Source organism: Sinorhizobium prairiense, assembly GCF_029201645.2.
GTDB lineage: Bacteria > Pseudomonadota > Alphaproteobacteria > Rhizobiales > Rhizobiaceae > Sinorhizobium > Sinorhizobium meliloti_A.
The window spans coordinates 172,702-190,964 of record NZ_CP104130.1 but is presented as its reverse complement, the minus strand read 5'-3'; the positions used below and the strand labels follow the sequence as shown (position 1 = coordinate 190,964).

Here is an 18,263-nt window from a genome sequence, read left to right as displayed (position 1 = left end):
TTTCAACGCTGGCAGCCTCACGCCGCCTGGGCTTGCTTCCGAATGGTCAACAGAAACAGCATGAAGCCCAGGACAAAGGCTCCGTCGATTGCTGCCGGTAGGAGGACAATGGGGCGCGCGATGCCGGCGTACCAGCGCCAACTTAAAACCACAACATCGAACAGCTTTGCACAGATGCCAAGCCAGACTAGCCCGTGATTGCGCCGCGGATCGACAGCGACGATGGCGTAACCCACACCGATCAACGTGACGCAAAACCCGAAATCTGACCACAAGTTGATCGCCATGCCCGCTGTAGCCGGGTCGTCATAGTAAGCGATCCCGAAAGTCCAGGCCGACGCAAACATCAAGGGTATCCCGATCAGCCAATTAAACAGCGCCGCCGCCCAAAAGAACTTCGACCAAAATCGACCGACGTAGCTTCTCATGATGTCCCTAATAAATCTGACTCTCCGAAAACAGGTTTTCTCACCTTTTTGTCTGCATCGTGTTCCGACGCCATGCTGATTTATACCGCAGATGTATGCTACCATAGATTTATGTCTTCGACATCAGCGACGTAGCTAGATTTGCATTCCGAGAATGACAGTCAAAACAAGGAGCTTGCCGACCATGCCGTCAGCTGCAAATACCCATACAGTTGCCCAGCTTCTCGAAATGACTCAGGCCGATCTCGATACACTGTTCACCGAAAGTGAACCTGGTCCGATCCCAGACGGCGAAGGTGCCGGTACGGCGATCGTCGCACCCGGCACGACCTTCAGCCCGAAGATCGCAAGTTTTATCAATCATTTCGCTTGGCAAGGAAAGATCTTCGACGCCAAATCGGGTCTGTTGCGAAACCTCATCCTCCCCTTCGGGCTGAGTGCGATCATCGCAAAGGTCTATCGGGCACCGAGCTGGCTGGATAAGAAGGATTGCATCGTCCTCGATTACTCCGAAACGTCCCTGCTGGCGCACTGGATTCGTGACGAAATTCGAATGATCAGCCCCAATCTCTATCTCGGCAAGGTCTTTTGGGGAAGAACCGTCTGATCGACTTTGCATTGCAGTTTTAGGACCAGTCCGCAATGCCGGTGTCCTCGACCTTTATGTTCGTATCGCCGCTCGACCCCGAACGAAGGCAATCCCTCAGCGCGTTGTTGGCGACACTCACCTGTTTACCCGGCTTTGCGGATCCCGACAATGTCGAGATCCCCTTTGCGCGCCTACCGGGACTGCATTTCGCACGTTTTGTCATCCTCGATGACAACGCCGCAGCGGACAATGCTGTCTACGATGTCGAAATCCCTGCGAAGCTCGCCTTCCTGGGAGACATCGACGGCACCCGGGACGCATTCGTCAAAGACCTGGTGCGTATTGCCGGGCCAGGACTTTCGAAGATTTTCGCGCACTGCCTCGATTTCAACGCGGCAGTGCCGCTCGAGGCGTGGCTTATCGCGCACAATGTCGAGCCGGCCGTGAACTACAGCAACTGGCCCGGCCGCAGTGTCCAACAGGTCCAGGAGGAGGCCGCCCTGCGGGAAGCGTTGCTCCGTTATCTGCCACAAGAACAGCAGCAAGCGGCTTCCCCTTCCGATTTGCATCGGCGCCTGCGTTCGCGTGTGAAAAGAGATGGCCCGTATACGGCCAGCCTGCCAACTACACCGCTTGGCGAAAGCTTGCGTGAAATGCTGCATTTTGTCGCCAGCGCCATCCTGCTCTTGGCCTTGGTGCCGCTGCTTCTGATTGTCGCGCCCTTCTATCTCGTTTTCCTTCGCCGCAAAGAAAACAGCGATGCCAGCGCGACAGCCCGCCCGTCCGCCCAACACCTACGAACACTCTTCGTCCGCGAGGATTTGGACGTCACCAATCAATTCAGCGCCTTCGGTACGGTGAAGCCCGGTCGGTTTCGCCTGTGGACCCTGATCGCGGTGTTTTGGATCGTCGGCTTCGCCACACGCCATCTCTACACCAGGGGCAGGCTGGCGCGAGTTGGCTCCATCCACTTCGCGCGCTGGGTTTTTCTCGATGACCATAGGCGGCTGTTATTCGGCAGCAACTATGACGGAAGTCTGGAGGCGTATATGGACGACTTTGTTAACAAGGTCGCTTTCGGCCTTAATCTCGTGTTCAGCAACGGCATAGGCTACCCACGGACACGCTTTTTGGTACTGGACGGAGCCAAGGACGAGCAGACGTTCAAACATTACATCCGCCGACATCAACTGCCCACGGAGGTCTGGTATAAGGCCTATCCCGGCCTGACGACCGCAGACATCGCCCGTAACGCCCGCGTCAGGCTTGGGCTCGAAGCCGAGACCATGAGCAACGCCCTCGCCCGGCAATGGCTGGCGGAGCTCTAACATGGGGCCGCGTTCTTCGATCACGGCCGGCAAAGTCGAGCTCGACGATATTCAGGGCATCTTGCGCTCCGGCTACAGCACGCTCACCGAAGCGGTGTTTCTTGTCCTCGCAGTGGCCGACGTGGCGGCCGCCAAAGAGTGGCTTGCCACAGCGCCCGTGACAAGTGCAGCCTTCGGTGAAAAGCTTTCCACTGCTTTGCACGTGGCCCTGACCGCCGGAGGTCTTCGGCGTATCGGATTGTCGAACGAGGCCCTGGAGACCTTTCCGGCCGAGTTCCTAGCCGGAATGAGTGGAGATGAGAGCCGCGCGCGCCGGCTCGGCGACGTTGGCTCGAGTGCGCCTTCTTCCTGGGCTTGGGGTGATGCACCAGACAGCACACTTGACGCGATCGTCATACTCTACGCGGAAAGCGGGACGCTCGCCGACTGGCGACGGACGATCGAAACGGCCGGATTTGCCGCCGGATTTCGTCTTGTGCAAGAACTGCGCACCGGCATCATGGACGGATACGAGCCGTTCGGCTTTCCCGACGGATTGAGCCAGCCGGAAATCGATTGGCATCAGCGGCAGGCGCGAGACAGACGCGATGAATATCGCTATCGAAACACCATAGCGCCGGGTGAATTCGTGCTCGGCTACACCAATGAGTACGGGCTTGTCAGCGACAGGCCGTTCGTTTCCGCAGACGCGGATCCAGCCGGTCTGTTGCGATCGTTCGCAGGCGATTCACGTCGCGACCTCGGCGGAAACGGCTCGTACTTAGTGATCAGGCAACTAGAGCAGGATGTGCAAGGGTTCTGGCAATACCTGGAAAAGGTCGCAGGGCCAGGGGACGCGGCCACGCGTCTCGCCGAACGCATGGTCGGCCGCACGCGGGCGGGCGCGCCATTAGCGCCGGTCCGAATTAGCGATACGGCGGCGTCTTCAGCCGAGAAACAGGCGCTCAATGACTTCGATTTCGACGATGACCCAGAGGGCCGGGCATGCCCGCTGGGCGCCCATATCCGCCGCGCAAATCCGCGCAATGCCGATGTGCCGGGCGGTCGGCAAAACTGGTTGTGGAGGTTGCTTCGCCTGCTCGGCCTCCCGCGCCCGGGACCACGAAGCGACGTGATTGCATCAAGTCGCTTTCACCGCATTCTGCGGCGGGGCCGCAAATACGCCCCGTCCGCCGCGACGGGCGACGTCTCAAACGGGCTTTACTTCGTCTGCCTCAACGCCAACATCGGGAGGCAGTTTGAATTCATTCAGAATGCCTGGCTGGAGAGCTCCAAATTTGACGGCCTCACCGGCGAGTCCGATCCGCTGGTCGGTAGCCGCGCGCCTCTTCGCGACGGATCGCGCACGGACGGATTCACCTGCCAGAAGGATGGCGCGCCGTGCCGAATCGAGGGGATGCCCGCTTTCGTAACGGTACGCGGCGGAGCCTATTTCTTTCTGCCGGGCCTGAGGGCGCTCCGTTATCTGGCATCGCTGCCCTAGGGTTTCCCGGTGACACGCACTATCAACGGCGGGGCCTAGAGCGGTATGCGTTTAGGCGGAGTCGGGAAGGGATTCCCTTTTGGGCGCAAATCAGATTCATCATTTGGGCCGGTAAGGGAGGCCGGCCTGGATGGCGAAACCCTTTTCCGATGATCTTCGCGCGCGTGTCGTTGGCGCGGTGACGCGCGACGGCCTGTCGTGCCGGGCGGCGGCCCAACGCTTTGGCATTGGCATCAGCACCGCCATTGACTGGGTGCGGCGCTTTCGCGAGACGGGCAGTTTCGGCCCCGGCCAGATGGGCGGACACAAGCCGCGGGTGCTTTCCGGTCCGCACCGGGATTGGCTGCTTTGGCGTTGCCGCGACCGTGCCTTCACACTGCGCGGGCTTGTGGCGGAATTGGCCGAGCGCGGCGTGACGGTCGATTACCGCGCCGTCTGGACGTTCGTGCATGAGGAGGGGTTGAGTTATAAAAAAGACGCTGGTCGCCAGCGAACGGGAGCGGCCCGACGTCGCCCGCCACCGGGCACGATGGCTGAAGCATCGCCACCGGATCGATCCATCCCGCCTGGTCTTCATCGATGAGACCTGGACGAAGACGAACATGGCGCCGCTCAGGGGCTGGGCGCCGCGCGGCGAACGGCTGTTGGGCCACGCCCCCTTCGGTCACTGGAACACCATGACCTTCGTCGCCGCGCTCAGGGCCGATCGCGTCAGCGCCCCCTTCCTCCTCGATGGCCCGATCAACGGCGAACGGTTCCGCATCTATGTCGAGAAGGTGCTGGTGCCGGAACTCAAAGCCGGCGACGTCGTCGTCATGGACAATCTCGGCTCGCACAAGGCCGCGGCGATCCGCACCGCCATCCGCAACGCCGGCGCCCGCTTGCTCTTCCTGCCGAAATATTCCCCGATCTCAATCCCATCGAAAAGCTCTTCGCCAAGATCAAGCACTGGCTGCGCGAGGCGCAAGCCAGATCAACCGAAGCCATCTGCGATGAACTGCGGACGATCCTGCAGACCATCACTCCGCAGGAATGCGCAAGCTATTTCAAGGAAGCTGGATATGACCGAACCTAAACGCATCCCGCTCTAGGTGGATTCGATCCTTCCGACCTGCGCGACAACAGCCGAATTTGCCAATGCCATCAGGCGAATGACATATTTGTCACCGAAATATCTCGGAGCCTGTCGGTTCGACATGGACAGTGTCATTCATCGTTTGGCGCAGTTTTGACAGCTCTTGATAGATGCGTTTGCGAGCGCGGTTCTGGCTCCCCAGGGGCCGATGTTCCGCGAGCGCGTGCCACGGATTGAACGAAAGGCGATCGGCAAAGGCAAGCTGCGCGGGGCTTTCGAATATCTGCTGCTCCAGAACCAGCGTCGCGGCCGGGATCGACGGCGACAGACGTTCGGACCAGAGGATTGACGCATCTTCGATCGGCATCAGCGCCGGATGCGTCTGCAACTGGATACGAAACTCGAAGCTGGCCTTTCCAGTCCGAAGCGTCGCCGCCATCGCCTCACGCAGATAGCTGTCGGGCGGGCGTCGCGGCAGGTTGGGAACGCGGCTGCGACCGCCGCCGACGGGATGGATCGAGTAGCGCATGGCCTGCCCCTCGCCCAGAAGATACGGCACGCAGCTCCAGTATTCGGTTTCAAGCGGGCTCGTTTGCGTCCGTGCCCAAAGCCCCTGCATGATCGCATCGAGTAGATGCGAGTCGGCCGGATTGATAAAATAGAACAGCGGCAGGCCGCGATTGATCCACTTCTGCAGCTTGGCGTTTTCGACGACATTCGGTGTCGTAAAGGTCGGTGTGCTGATGCCGGTAAAATCCTGGGTGAAGCGTTCGTCGTCAAGCAGTTTCGGTCCCTCGACCCCCATCAGCTTGATTCCAAAGCTCAGCACACCGACATCGTCGATGTCGGGGGGCGACGCAGGCCCCGGACCGGCAAAACGCACCCAGGCCCGATATTCGCGCGCCGTGGCAAAGACGCCGTGGCGGAGTTTGGCCGGCAGGTCGGACTTGACGATGAACCGCCCGCGCACCACGCCGTGGGTCTTTGTGTTGCCGGCGCGCTGGTAGCTGCCTGGCTGGTATTGGGCGTTCATATAAGCAGCCATGGAGGTGATGATGCTCTCGAGGTATTCGTCTTCGCCCGCGACCTGAGATTCAAAAGCCGGGGTTGCCGGCGGGCGGGCGCGCGTCGCGCGAAGCCACGCCTGAGCAAGGCTTGCGACCGGTGACCGCAGCAGCGCGTCGGCGGCCGGGCGAAAGAAAGGATCAATCCTCCGCTCCAGATTGAGCAGCCGCACCAGCCCGTCATGCAGGAGCTTCCAGCTCATCGGCTTGCCTCCCTTTCGCACCTAGCGTCTTCCTGGATTATTTCGGCAGCCTTTTCGGCGACCATGTAGACGGCACTCGCAATGAAGAAGCCTGGGATGCGCGGGAAAACAGAAGCGTCGGCCACATATAGCCCATGCGTGCCATGCACGCGGAGCCGGCTATCGAGCACGCCGTCTGCCCCTCTCGGGCCGATGGCACAACTACATGAAGCGTGGTGACCCCACGCATTGGCGCGCACGTGGTCGGCGAGCTCCTGATCGCTCTGCAAGTCCTCCCCTGGGGTCTCTTCCGCAACAATCACGCCCACCGCCTTTAACAAACCGGACAGCTTGCGCGCGAAGCGGATGCCGGCAACTACTGCCTCGAGGTCCGCGGCGGCGTTGCCGCTGCCCTCCTCGAAATAACGGAATTCCACGAGCGGCGGATCACGCGGGTCGCGAGAGCGCAGCAACACCGTGCCGGCGCGGTTCTCCGTATGGGCTTTCAGCACCGCCCAGGTCAGGACATTGTGGCGGCGGGAGACGAGTTTGGAATAACCTGGGAAATAGCCGCGGAAGTCGGCGAGAAGCGCCATTGAGAAGAGATCGGGCCATTCCTTGTCCGGGCTCGAGCGTCGCGCGACGGCCATCGCCGCACCATTGGAGATGTACATGCCTCTGCGCTTCTGCAGCCAGTCTTCATAGAGAGGGTCACCGCGTTTGAAGAGCGCCCCCTTTAGGGCTCGCCAAGGCCATCGGATCCGGTTGACGACACTGATCTCATAGCGGTCCTGCAGATTGCTTCCGACGCCGGCAAGGTTAACGCGCACCGGAATGCCGTGCGCTTCAAGATGCGCGGCCGGGCCAATACCCGAAAGCATGAGCAGTTGCGGCGTATTGAAGGCCCCGCCAGCGAGGACGACTCCGCGGCGCGCATGGGCCTGCCGCAGCTCGCCCGGTTCAGAATTCGGCGTCGGGCACGCGCGGTAGAGCGAGCTGCCCCTAAGGTATTCGACACCCATTGCCCTGTTGTCGGCGTCGAACAGGACACGCGCCGCTAGGGCGTTCGTTTCGAGTAGCAAACGCTCGGGATGGTCTTGCGCGGTCTGCAGCAGCCGTTCGCGCGTCCCAATGCGCCGATGGCTGGTCGTCGAGAGCGGCGTGTAAAACAGTCCCTCCGCGCCTTGCCTTATCATCGATCGATCATTGGCGTCGGCGCGCCCGCGCAGCAGGGCGCGCAGGGCCGCTAGGGGATGCTGACTGCTGGCGATCGCCGCCACGGCCGAGCTGAACAAGGTGGCACGCAGAACGCTGTCGAACAAAGCCGAGGCAGGCAACGCCCGCTCCGTCTTCAGCCAGCCGTTCCAGCCATGCCCGGTCTTTGTAATGCCGAGCTTCGACAGCCAGCGCCAAATTGGGCGATGACGGCAATCCTCGATTATCCGGAAGTACCGCTGCATGTTCTTTGCGGCCCAGCTGTCGTCGTCCGTCAGGGCGGCGATGGCGTCCCAGTCAGCATCGTGGGGCTGAACGAGGATCATCGCATTGTGGGCCGTGCAGCCACCAAGCGCGCTGGCGCGGGGATAAAGCACCTCGTCGGCATTCGAATAGTGTTTGACCTGAAAATTCCAAGCGATAGCCGGGTTTTCCGTTGCGAAGGGATGAAAGGCCGGCACGTCATATTCGTCCGCCAGACTATAGCCGCCGGCCGTGCGCGGATCGTCGCCCGCCTCGATGACGAGGGTGCGAAATCCTCCCTCTGCAAGGCGTGCGGCCACGGTCCCGCCGCCGGCGCCCGCGCCGATGACGATGTAGTCGAAATCCTCGCCAGCCTGACCGATCGATGCGTTCATCGAGAATCGTCAGAACGTCTTGAGGAATTCGATCAGGGCCTGTTTGTCGTCGTCGCTGAGCGCCGGCTCCGGCCCGAAACCCTTTTCGTCGTCGCTCAAACCATCGACGTCGTTGAACGCCGCGGTACCAAAATAGTGCCCCCTGTTGACCTCGAAATCCGGGCACTTGCCGAGTGCAAGCATGGCCGGCGCCTGATCGGAAAAGTGGCGGCGTAGTTCTTCGTCGCTGGCGTTTTCCGGAACGGAGGCGAGCGAGGATTTGAGGCCGCGCAGAAGCGCGACAAGCCGCGCGATATGGTCGATGTTCTGCCCGACGTCGTTCGTCTCCGCCAGGGGCTGCAGGTTGGCGATGAGATTGACGGGAACACCTGACGGGATCGGGCCGATGACGATGTCGCCGCCGGTCGTCACCAGCCATGGGAACCAGCGATGGAGCGTTCCGTGCAGCGGACGGAGGATCTCGGGCACGAACCCTTCCGGAAGGGTTATGATGCTGCGCGACGTTGTCCGATCGATCTTGTAGACGCCCTCGCCGGCAAGCTCGCTATCTTTGACCCGCTTTTCGGGCGAAAGCATCTGGTCGATCGATACCAGAAACACCTTCATGCGCGCCTCGACGGACGGCCGCTCGTCGAATGGCCCTACCGTATTGTTCAGAAGATAGGGGCCGGTCGACCAAAGGCTGATCAGTGAGGGCACACGGGTGTAACCGCGTCCTCCGGCCGGCATGGAGTAGGGCCGGCGTTGGCCGTTGAACGGGTCACGCACGGTGATTGTGCCGACCGACGGCAGTTGCTTGTAGGACTGCGAGGAGAAATTGTCCCAGATGTTGCCAGCAATCGCATTCGTTGCTAGCGGGCTGCAGGCATTGGTGCGCAGGAGTGTCACCGGAATGCGCAGCTCGTTGGAGAGGTAGTTGCCGTCGAGGAAGTCGGGCTGAAGGACGATCTGCGTCATCTGGCGCTTGAAGTCGTCGGTCTTCGTCCAGTCCCAGTACCGCTGGAAACAGTCGAGATATCCCGGACCGTTGCAGGCGGCGAGATCCAGTCCCTGTGGCAATGGCGGCATCTTGCTCGAATGGCAACGAGCGCATGTCGTCGCGAATACGGTCTTGCCGTGCTCGAGCACGGATTGGTCGCTGCCGAGATAGGCCGTCCCGCCAGGTGCATCCTTCAGGAGATCGGGTTGTCCTGCCTTCAAGAGGAAGAGCGCCGTGGCAGGGGTCATCATTTCTGTTGCCTGCCAATAGCTCGAGTTCTTCTGGGCGTCCGCGATCTTGATAGGCGATATCGGTTTGCCGCCGACCACCGCATTGAAATGCAACAGCCATTCCTCGCTGAACAGGCCGATGTTGAGATAGACGCGGTTGAGCGCACCGAGCGCCCCTACGGCATCCGATCCGTCCTTCAGAACGCGCGGCGTGAAGACCGTGTCGGGTGCTGCGAAAGATTGGGACAGAGGCCCGTCCGGCAGGTAATCCTTGAAATGCTTGTTGTCCAGTTCGCCGCCGGCAAGCTTCTCCTTGCCCAGCTGCTGGGCCAAGCCCAGGCGTTGCCCTACACCGTAGATCGCATTCATCGTCCGCGGATTATTGATGTAGTCCGTGGACACCAGAGAGGTATCCATTGCGCCTGGCCGGTAGGTGTGCACCAGCTGGAACATGAAGTTGGCCTTGTCCGCCGAATAGATGAACAGTCTATCGACCCACATATATTGTGCGCCGACCGTCGAGCTCAGATCGGGCCATTGCGGGCGCTCAGGGTCGGCCGGCGGGTGCACTGGACTCGGGCCGACATGGCAGAAACCGCAAGACATGCCGACGCGATAGGGACGCACGAGGTTCTTGTCGTTATAGTAGCTGGGATCGGAATAATAGCGCTTCGCGTCCCAGTGCTTGGCCGCAGCCTCATCGAAATCGGGATTGGGAAACAGGCGCAGGCCGACAATGCCGGACGGTTCTCCATAGAACGAGCCGACCGGAACGGTCTTGCCGCGCGCGCCGACAGCAACGCCCGGATATTTTTCGGCATTGGCAAAGGGATCGGCCGGACAATCGGCCCGGCGCACGTCGAGATTCAGACCATATTTGGGATCGGGGGCTGTTGCCTTGTCGAAACAAGGCTCGTTGACGAGCCCGAGGATTTTCCAGCGCGTATCGCGATCCGACGTTACGATTTTCAGGAGATCGAAGCCCCCAAAGGTCGCTTTCGTCATGCCGTCCCAGAAGAGGTCGTTGCCGCCGGTCCACACGATCCAGGCATTGCGCCCCTTGATCTCGTCGGCCGTCAATGTGATGCCGCGGTCCATGTCCCGAAAATAGTCTTCGTCGGCGGCGGGAAACGACGCCGCATTGCGGCCGGCGGCTTTCGCCTCGTCGGGAAGATGGCCGGGCTGCAAAGGCGGATACCACCAATCGTGAACAACGGGATAGAGGATAAGAGCAGCCGCCAGGGCAATAGTGATTCCCAGGCCCACGACAGTGCGAAATAGCCATGTCACGTTACACGCCCCCGATTGTTTCCGGCGCGCATCGTGAGGTCGTCCCCCTAATGCGCCCGCGGTTGTACTTCCCTCACTCCCATTCGCACTGTACAGAAATTCGCCATAAAGTAGAAGACAATTATTGCGGCACGCCACTGAAGAATGCTTGATACCGATAAACTTTCTTTACCAAGGCGTGCCGGCTGGATCAGCCAAGAGTCTAAACGACCGCCGAGATTGCCGGAAATGACTGATAGTGTATCTCGTCAAAATTATCGAGCGCCGTGAAGATCACCTTCCATTGGTGCGCAGCTTTATGCAATGTCCAGGAACTGCGGGCGCAGGTAGACGCCGCAGTGGACAAAAATGCGCTAGTGGCCAAAAAGCAAGGCAAGAACCCGCAGGCAAACTACCGCGCAATATGTCGCATGGTTTGCAAGTTGAACTTGCAGACAAGCGATCCTTTTCACGGGGGGCGCGGCAGGCGGTCACAATCGGGCGGTTACCATCCTCGTAACAAGCCGTGCACAGGGCTCGTGAGGAACGGCTCCCTTCGACCATTGCTGCAGCGCGATAAAGGCACAGGGCATGTCCCTGATGGGTAGCGCGTTGCAATACGCCTCGGCTTTCATCTGACGCTCGGTGCCTTCACCTGCGGCGCTCAGCTTCGTAGGATCAAGCTTCTGCGCGCCAGCGAGCCCATAACCGGTCCCCTTATGTTAACGGAACCGTCTGTGGATGTTGTCGAGAGCGCGACAAAACTCCTGCTGATGTTGCCGCTGATCGCCGGGCTCTTTCGGTTAGCGAGAATGGCGTAAGTCGTATCGTCGTATAATCGCTGTTTAGCGACAACGCCCCTCTGGTGGGTACGCCACGGCAACGAACGGTCGGCCTGGACCAGGCCGAGTGTTCTGAGCGCCGCTCCCACCGATGAACAAAGCTGTGTTGTTTCCGCTGCAGGGCCAGTTATCTGCCCCGGAGTTCACACAAGATGGGGCTCCCAAATCGCGGGATTGCTGCGGCTGACGGCGCCAGCTGATAGCTCGCGCCATTCTCTAATGTTCTCCAAAATGGCAGCCTTTCCTGCATAATCATCACGGGAACGCTCGAACAGTTGCGCCAGCGTAGACATAGCGGTTCTGTCAAGTTCACGCACGGCGCGAGTCAAGGCATTACAAATCGCAGGCAGATACCATTGACTGTTGCAGGGTGTACAAAACTCTACGATCAACTTTGACGCCGTTTGCAGAAACGCTTGGTCGACGAAACAGCACAGAATCGCAGCTGCTCCGCGGATGTCCAATGTCTCACTTTCGTCCTCAGCAACAACACGAAGTAGTTCGATATCGTGGACGTATGCGGAAACTCTCTTTGATAACCGATCGCTTACCGAATTGGCATCGTCGCCCCCCAATCCCTCGGCGTACCCGCTGACCGACGCCGCCACCCAAGGCAGAAGGACCAGCTCCTCTGGCATCTCAAGCGAGAAAGGAGCCTCCCTTATCCCGTACTGATCGGGGGTTGGGCGATCAGGTGCAGACCGCTTGATGAGGGAGACCACAGCAGCGCGCAAAAGAGGATAGTCAATATCGCCCAGCATATAGACCAGTGCAGAAAACGCGTAGTCATTCGAAGCAATAAGGGGAAGCGCTTCTACTATATTCCCTGACATGAGCATTTCCCTTATCGCGGGGGTCATCTTACTGCGCCCGAGGAAATGCATGAATGCAAACGGGTGTTCCTTGAGGAGCAGGTTCCAGTCTTCATCAATGACGGGAGTATGCCCTGATGCAAACACGACGATTTCCGCCCCGTCGAGATTATCTTTCAGTATATCGGCAGATTTGACGTCCACGCTTGCCGGCTGTGCGGGCCGAAAATGCGAGCGTAATGAAGAGGGAAGAGACGCTAACCCACCCCACCCGCCAACGGCGGCTAAGAGCCGCTGGGCCGCGGCATCATCTTGGTCGCTCAGTAACTTAAACCCGAGGTAAATACCAAAGAATATTCCTTTTGATCTCTGAAGTTCAGTCCACAACGACTCCGGCCATTGGTGAAATTCTAAATTTGGATGACGCGTGAGATACTGAACAAAGAAGGGCCTTCTCCTATTCGTACGCTTAGTTCTCCGAAGCTGACGGCCACCCGCACCGAAGCCAAAGACAGCTGCGGCGATCTTTGAGAATTGTGGACCTATTCGGTCTTCAACAATTTGAAGTCCACGCGGGGAAGTAAAGACAGCAGTGACACAATTGCGAATGGCATGTCCAGGCAGTTCAAACCAGCGCTCTCCTTCGAGCAGTTCCATCGACATTTCTGAAACCCAGCCATGGACTGGAAACTGCTCATGCCCGGGGTCGCCCCACGGTGCGTGTTCAAAGACTGCAGATCTATACTTTAGGGATTTCCCAGATATAAGCTCCTTGGCAGAGGCAACTCTGCTGTCCTCGTCTGGGAGTATATGTGTTAGAGTGATCGCGGCGCCTATGCTTTCGCTTTCGGCCTGCTCTCTAATATTATCCAGTAGTGCATCTATTAGCCATGAGCGGGATTCTTCTCCCGCAACACCGAATAAATAGAGAAAAGCATCTTGCGATGACATCAGAGGCTGCAGGCAAGGGCCAAACTGATTGCGTACCCTTTTGTCATGCTCAAGAACACCTTCCGCAAGCAACCTGGCGGCCACGATCGCCCCCTTTGCCAGGCGCCGGGTCAATGCTCGCGTATCTGCCACCTCCCCGTCGTCCAACCCCCGTAAGGCAACTACCGCGGCAGCAATCTCCGGTTTGCGCTTGTTTTCAATGAGTGCACTTATTAAGAAATGAGTTACTTCGCGCCAATGCGAGTCTCCTGCGATAATGCTGATTCTCTCGAAGAGAGTAGTCGAATCGCCAGCGTCGTAGATTTCTTCAGCCGCAAAAAACTCTTGCAGCTGCCGAATATCAAACCGAACACTGTCTCCGGACTCTGGGGTATTCACTAGGACAAGTCGCTCGGTGGTAGCCTCCATCACAGTTTGCACCGTCTCATCGATATTCTTCTCATGTAGAGTTTCAACAACCGAGCGGACGATTACTTCGAACTCCTCGCGGGCAAGGGAAGTTGTGGCCCCCCCCTTCGTCTCAGCTCTTCTATGCAATTCGAAGCCCAAACGATTATGGACAGCTCTTATTAGCTGGTCTTGCTCGCGCAACAGGCGTGCAAGTTTTGGATCCGGAAAATTCTTGTTCGCCTCCCGCTTCTTTATAATTTCGTAGAATTTGTTGAATAGCATCCATTTCCGCTCAGGAGGTTTTCCGCCGTCGCGGACAATGACAGCCATAATGTGTGACTGAAGCGGCGTCGTCATCAATTCGGCAACACTGCTTGAAGTTAATGCCTCACGAAGAATTTCAATAAATAGATAACTCTCGCTTGTTGGCCTGTTGTACTCAAGCAGTGGTTTGGCACATGTAAGAGCAGCTACTTTAGAAAGCTTAGAAAGATTAACAACGGCACTGTCTAGCGCGTCAAACTGTCCGGAGTAACCTTGTGGTCGCGAGGTACAAATTATCGACGCATCCGAGTTATATGCGATCAACTGGTTGTCCACGAAATGAACAACCTCCTCTGCAACCGCATCCTTAATATCTCCAGGCACCTCATCCAAGCCGTCAAAAACAAACAACCACTTTCCTTGAGAGAAGGTCTGTTTGAGAGCGGTTGGGTTTACGATCTGTCCGAGATCTGCGGAGAGCTTATCCGCAAGGAAAGCCAACATCCGTCGACCCTGCGCACGTGCCCTTTCACCAAACCATTGAGCGAATACTTTTAGCTCAACGTTGACCGGAATTCGCGGAGACAGTGGCCATAGGTTCGTTTTTTCAGCCCTCTTCTTTATATCCAATGCAAGCTTTCGCTGGCTTGCGTTAATCGCAGGCCCGTTCTTCTCCAAGATCAACTTTGCTCGCTGAATCTGGGCGATGTATTGTGTAATTGTCGACTTTCCCTGCCCGGGACCACCTTTGATGAACCAAACGCGTGCCCGTTCAGGATCCTTCTGCCACTTTTCCCATGCATCCGTTTCAGGAAATTCTGAGCGAATCTGATGTGGGCAAGCCAAAGCCTTAGCTAAAGCTGAAGCGGCAAAGCCCGTGTCTCCCCCGCCCACATCGAACGGGAGGTCGGTGAAAATCTCCTGTATTGACGGGCGATTATCAGTATCCGAGCCCGCTTGCTCAAGTTTTGTATAACGGGATGTATCGAACTCAGTAACAACGAAATGCCTAATGATGTCGGAGCTAGGTACAACTGTGCTGGTGATTAACTGATACAGGCTTCGTATAACATGTCCCGCGGTAACAAATTCCCCAAAAAAGACGCTACGCGCTCGTTTTGACTTAGGAGGTCCAATATTTTTGCCCCTCCCCAAATATGAAAGCGCTTCGCTAATTTGGAGTTGTATTTCTTAACAAGCTGCCGCGCCCTGTCAAAGGCACCAGTCTCGGGCACTCCTGATGGGTCGATATTCGTAGCAACGATCCATATATCTGGCCATTCACGTTTACTACTTGCGTCCGCAAATGCTTTCAATTCAATTTCAATCTGTTCCAGAAGCCACTTCTGTGAATCTTTTGAGAGGTGAGGTGCATGGAACTTCGACTGAACATACCACTTTCCGGACCAAGACTCCCGTTGGCTGGGGTAGTTTCCCGCACCCTCAAAGTAGCCGTCCCGGCCGCCGTCACTTCCTGGCCCAAAGCCTGTGTGACCAGCACCAATGACTTGAAGAGCTAATGAATTCACCAGGTGCTCAAACGTGTTCGAATCTAATCTCGTGAGTTCGTATGATGTGGTTGCCACTTCCAGGTCCATAGAATCAGTTTGCTTCTCCGGAGCATATCAACACCACATTCAACCCAGAGTCGATCGGCAATTCCCGGTAGCTTTGTCTAGGAAAAGCTCGGCCTGTCTCCTGGCATGATCTCGGCGATCGCCATGCCTCGTTGGCCCCGCCATTCCGCCGCTGGCCGCCCTTGTCGCGGCAAAAGCCTAAGCGCCTCTCCCCCTGCAGGCAGACGGCACCAGCCGGCCCGATGTGGTCTCCGTCGTACCCAGGACACCCGTCACTGACCGCAACCAGCATGCCTTCATTCGAACTCGTCAATCCCACCGCGTTCGTCTTGCCATCCACCGTCTCTGACCCGGTGTCATCGACTCGTCTGCACTGCACGATTCGCTCGCGTCACGACGCCCGCGAACATCAAAACGGCACTGCCACCCAATCTGCCCCAGTTACTTTCGGTCATGCCGAAGAAGCGACTTTCATGATCTATTAACCATATGAATTAACGCGCGAAAAATTCAGAAACGGAAGCTAACCAGACTAACTCTTCCGTCATTCGGACGGCCATTTGCGTGCTGGGTTACTATCGATAGGGACCCAGTATCGATAGTGACGGATCTGGAGCAGGTTTCCCGCCTGTCGGTCGTCCTGGATCTGCCGATTCGCTTGGAAAGTCCAGGCTTTCCCGCCCTTTTTCGTCCTTGTTCAGCGGCTTGCCTGATCGAGTGGACTGACCTTCGTCCGAACGGTCGGGCGCGAAGCTGTCGCCAGGCTATTTCTCCATCTCAAAGTCCATCTGAAACGCAGGGTGGTACCCGATCCTTCGAACCAGTCAACTTGACTGCGTTTCGGCCACAGAAGGCCGCTGGCGCGATTTCCCGACCATCGACGACCGACGCTAGTTACCGACCAGATTTTGCGCTGTGCGGCCTTCTATTTCGAGTGTAAAACACGCTGACAAAGGAACGTTTTCTCACGCATGTCTTATTTGTACAAACCGCCCCGAAACGGCCGAAAGAAACACGATGGTAAGAGCTGCAAACCTCAGTCCCCCTCCCCTGTCGCAAAGGCTGATCGGATACGCCCGCGTTTCGACGGACGAACAGCTCAACGACGCGCAGGTGGACGAGTTGCGGACGGCCGGTTGTCACCGCATCTACCAGGAGCATGGATCGGGTGGCTCACGCGCAAGGCCGGTGCTGGCGAAGCTTCTCAAGGATCTTGCCGCCGGCGATGTGCTCGTGGTCGTTCGCCTCGACCGCCTTGCCCGATCGGTCAGCCATTTGCTCGACGTTATTGAAGATCTCGAGAAGCGCCGCGTGCATTTCCGCTCGCTGCGCGATCCGATCGATACCTCGACGCCGCAAGGCATGTTTTCCTTGCAGGTGCTTGGCGCTGTCGCTCAGCTTGAGCGCGCACTCATCGCCGAACGGACCAAGTCCGGCATGAAGGCCGCCAAGGCTCGAGGGAGGCTCGCCGGCAATCCCGGGCTTCGGGAACGCCGGCCGGAGGCAATCCGTGCGGTCTCAGTGGCGCGCGAGCGGGCCTACCTCAATGAGCTGATTGCGTCGACGCACACGTGGCTGCCGACCGTACGGCGACTGCGCCCGCAGCACAGTTGGGACAATATCGTGCGGATCCTCAACCGGAGGGTCCACCAGTGGACGGTCGAACGGTTGCGTCGGGCGGTGCATCGATTGGTGCGCGAGAAGCTCGCGGAACCGGAACTGCTTGCCCGATCGCCGCGGCGGCCCCGCGAGGATCACCTGATGCGGCTCGTTGCGGGCATTGCTATCGCCGATCCTGATCTGTCGCTGCGCGACATCGCCGCCCAATTGGACCAGATGCATGAGCGGCCGCCGCGCGGCGGCCGAAAATGGCAACCGTCTTCCGTCAGGGTATTGTTGGACGAGGCGCGTCGCTTCGGGCTCGTTCGCTCTTGAGCGCGGATTTCAGCTGCCTGCCCCTCGATGTGGGCGTATCTCGTCGATTGTCAATGTAAAAATCAGCGACATCCAATCTGGCAACTGGGAAGAGCGAGACATATTCCAGCTGATGCTCGAACCCGAAACTAACCGCAGGAGGCGCAAATTGCACCAACACCGAAATGACGCTGCCGTCAACACTTAATGCGGGCGGACCTCACCCCGCCCTGCATGAGCTTTCTTGTTCTATTTGCCGTCGCCTTCTCCCCGGATTGATCCGGCGGCTGCTGGAGCCGCTCGAGTCCGCGGTCAAGATCAGTATCGAGTATATCGGAAACCTGCCGAGTCTGGCCATCAAACGGCTGTGGTAATCATCTGCACGGCAGCCCTATCGGCTGTTTTCAAATGGAAGAAGACCCGTTCTGTCGCAAAATCCCTGAGCGATCGTGTTGGCGGTATTCTGACAGGCGCCAGTGCGGTCGTGTTTGGCTTGTCAATTGGCGTGTGCGTCAGCGAGATCATTTGGCCGTGTCTGGATGCAGGCACAGCGCAACCCCGTGAAATATGCCTGCTGCTCGCGACAAGTGTCCAAGGCCTCCTGCTGACAGCGATCGCGGTGTGGATGACGGTGTTCATCGGAAACTTTCCGATCCTTCTGCATGGCAAAGAGATTTGACATCGCAAGCAGCTCGCCAATCAGGGTATGGGAGGAACCGCCCTGCCCCGCTCACCTCCGACCGCGCCTATATTCGAGATCGCCGTTCGATTGCCCTCCCCTCTATTCGTCGGCCGTAAGCTTTGGGATCCGCGCCGGTGGAGAGCCGATCCGGAACACGGCATGCCGGTCCAGGTCGAACAAGCATTATGAGATGGCAATTTCGGAGATCTTCTGGTCCTTACGCACCATCAACTGTGTGTCGCCAACCTTGCCAGCCGGTCGACGTTGACGAAATGAAATTGCGTAGTCTCGACGGCACCTTCGCCTTCCCTGCCACCAAGTCAGGGATATGCTCGCCACCTGCTCGGGCTA

Annotated in this window: 10 protein-coding genes and 1 pseudogene; 6 read left to right on the top strand and 5 right to left on the bottom strand. The window is 58.3% G+C overall.

Annotated features, from left to right (window positions below; all coding sequences use genetic code 11):
- Nucleotides 1-17: 17 nt before the first annotated feature.
- A complete protein-coding gene (locus tag N0Q91_RS00935; protein ID WP_275596321.1) occupies nt 18-428 on the bottom strand; it encodes a hypothetical protein in 411 nt (136 codons plus the stop codon).
- Between the two features lie 184 nt (nt 429-612).
- Here N0Q91_RS00935 and N0Q91_RS00930 point away from each other — a divergent pair, with 184 nt between their 5' ends.
- The 4 genes and pseudogenes from N0Q91_RS00930 to N0Q91_RS00915 all read left to right on the top strand — a co-directional run bounded on the left by N0Q91_RS00930 (nt 613) and on the right by N0Q91_RS00915 (nt 4,903).
- Nucleotides 613-1,035: a hypothetical protein gene (locus N0Q91_RS00930; protein ID WP_375341919.1), complete on the top strand. Its 423-nt coding sequence runs from the start codon at nt 613-615 to the stop codon at nt 1,033-1,035.
- 35 nt (nt 1,036-1,070) lie between these two features.
- On the top strand, nt 1,071-2,345 hold the full coding sequence (locus N0Q91_RS00925) for a hypothetical protein (RefSeq protein ID WP_275596319.1): 1,275 nt from the start codon (nt 1,071-1,073) through the stop codon (nt 2,343-2,345).
- 1 nt (nt 2,346) lies between these two features.
- Complete coding sequence (locus N0Q91_RS00920) at nt 2,347-3,828, top strand: Dyp-type peroxidase (protein ID WP_275596318.1); 1,482 nt, start codon at nt 2,347-2,349, stop codon at nt 3,826-3,828.
- Nucleotides 3,829-3,958: 130 nt separating this feature from the next.
- A pseudogene (locus N0Q91_RS00915) lies at nt 3,959-4,903 on the top strand (IS630 family transposase).
- Nucleotides 4,904-4,991: 88 nt separating this feature from the next.
- Here the strand turns inward: N0Q91_RS00915 and N0Q91_RS00910 are convergent.
- From N0Q91_RS00910 to N0Q91_RS00895, 4 genes are all read right to left on the bottom strand, one after another.
- Nucleotides 4,992-6,140 (bottom strand): catalase family protein, encoded by a 1,149-nt coding sequence (locus N0Q91_RS00910; RefSeq protein ID WP_275596317.1) that lies wholly within the window; start codon nt 6,138-6,140, stop codon nt 4,992-4,994.
- A gap of 26 nt (nt 6,141-6,166) precedes the next feature.
- Nucleotides 6,167-8,002 (bottom strand): GMC family oxidoreductase, encoded by a 1,836-nt coding sequence (locus N0Q91_RS00905; RefSeq protein ID WP_275596316.1) that lies wholly within the window; start codon nt 8,000-8,002, stop codon nt 6,167-6,169.
- A gap of 9 nt (nt 8,003-8,011) precedes the next feature.
- Nucleotides 8,012-10,501 (bottom strand): hypothetical protein, encoded by a 2,490-nt coding sequence (locus N0Q91_RS00900; RefSeq protein ID WP_275596315.1) that lies wholly within the window; start codon nt 10,499-10,501, stop codon nt 8,012-8,014.
- Between the two features lie 964 nt (nt 10,502-11,465).
- Complete coding sequence (locus tag N0Q91_RS00895; protein WP_275596314.1) at nt 11,466-14,894, bottom strand: NACHT domain-containing protein; 3,429 nt, start codon at nt 14,892-14,894, stop codon at nt 11,466-11,468.
- Nucleotides 14,895-16,333: 1,439 nt separating this feature from the next.
- Here N0Q91_RS00895 and N0Q91_RS00890 point away from each other — a divergent pair.
- Both N0Q91_RS00890 and N0Q91_RS00885 read left to right on the top strand, forming a co-directional pair.
- Nucleotides 16,334-17,251: a recombinase family protein gene (locus tag N0Q91_RS00890; protein WP_275596313.1), complete on the top strand. Its 918-nt coding sequence runs from the start codon at nt 16,334-16,336 to the stop codon at nt 17,249-17,251.
- Nucleotides 17,252-17,474: 223 nt separating this feature from the next.
- Complete coding sequence (locus tag N0Q91_RS00885) at nt 17,475-17,909, top strand: hypothetical protein (RefSeq protein ID WP_275596312.1); 435 nt, start codon at nt 17,475-17,477, stop codon at nt 17,907-17,909.
- Nucleotides 17,910-18,263 lie beyond the last annotated feature (354 nt).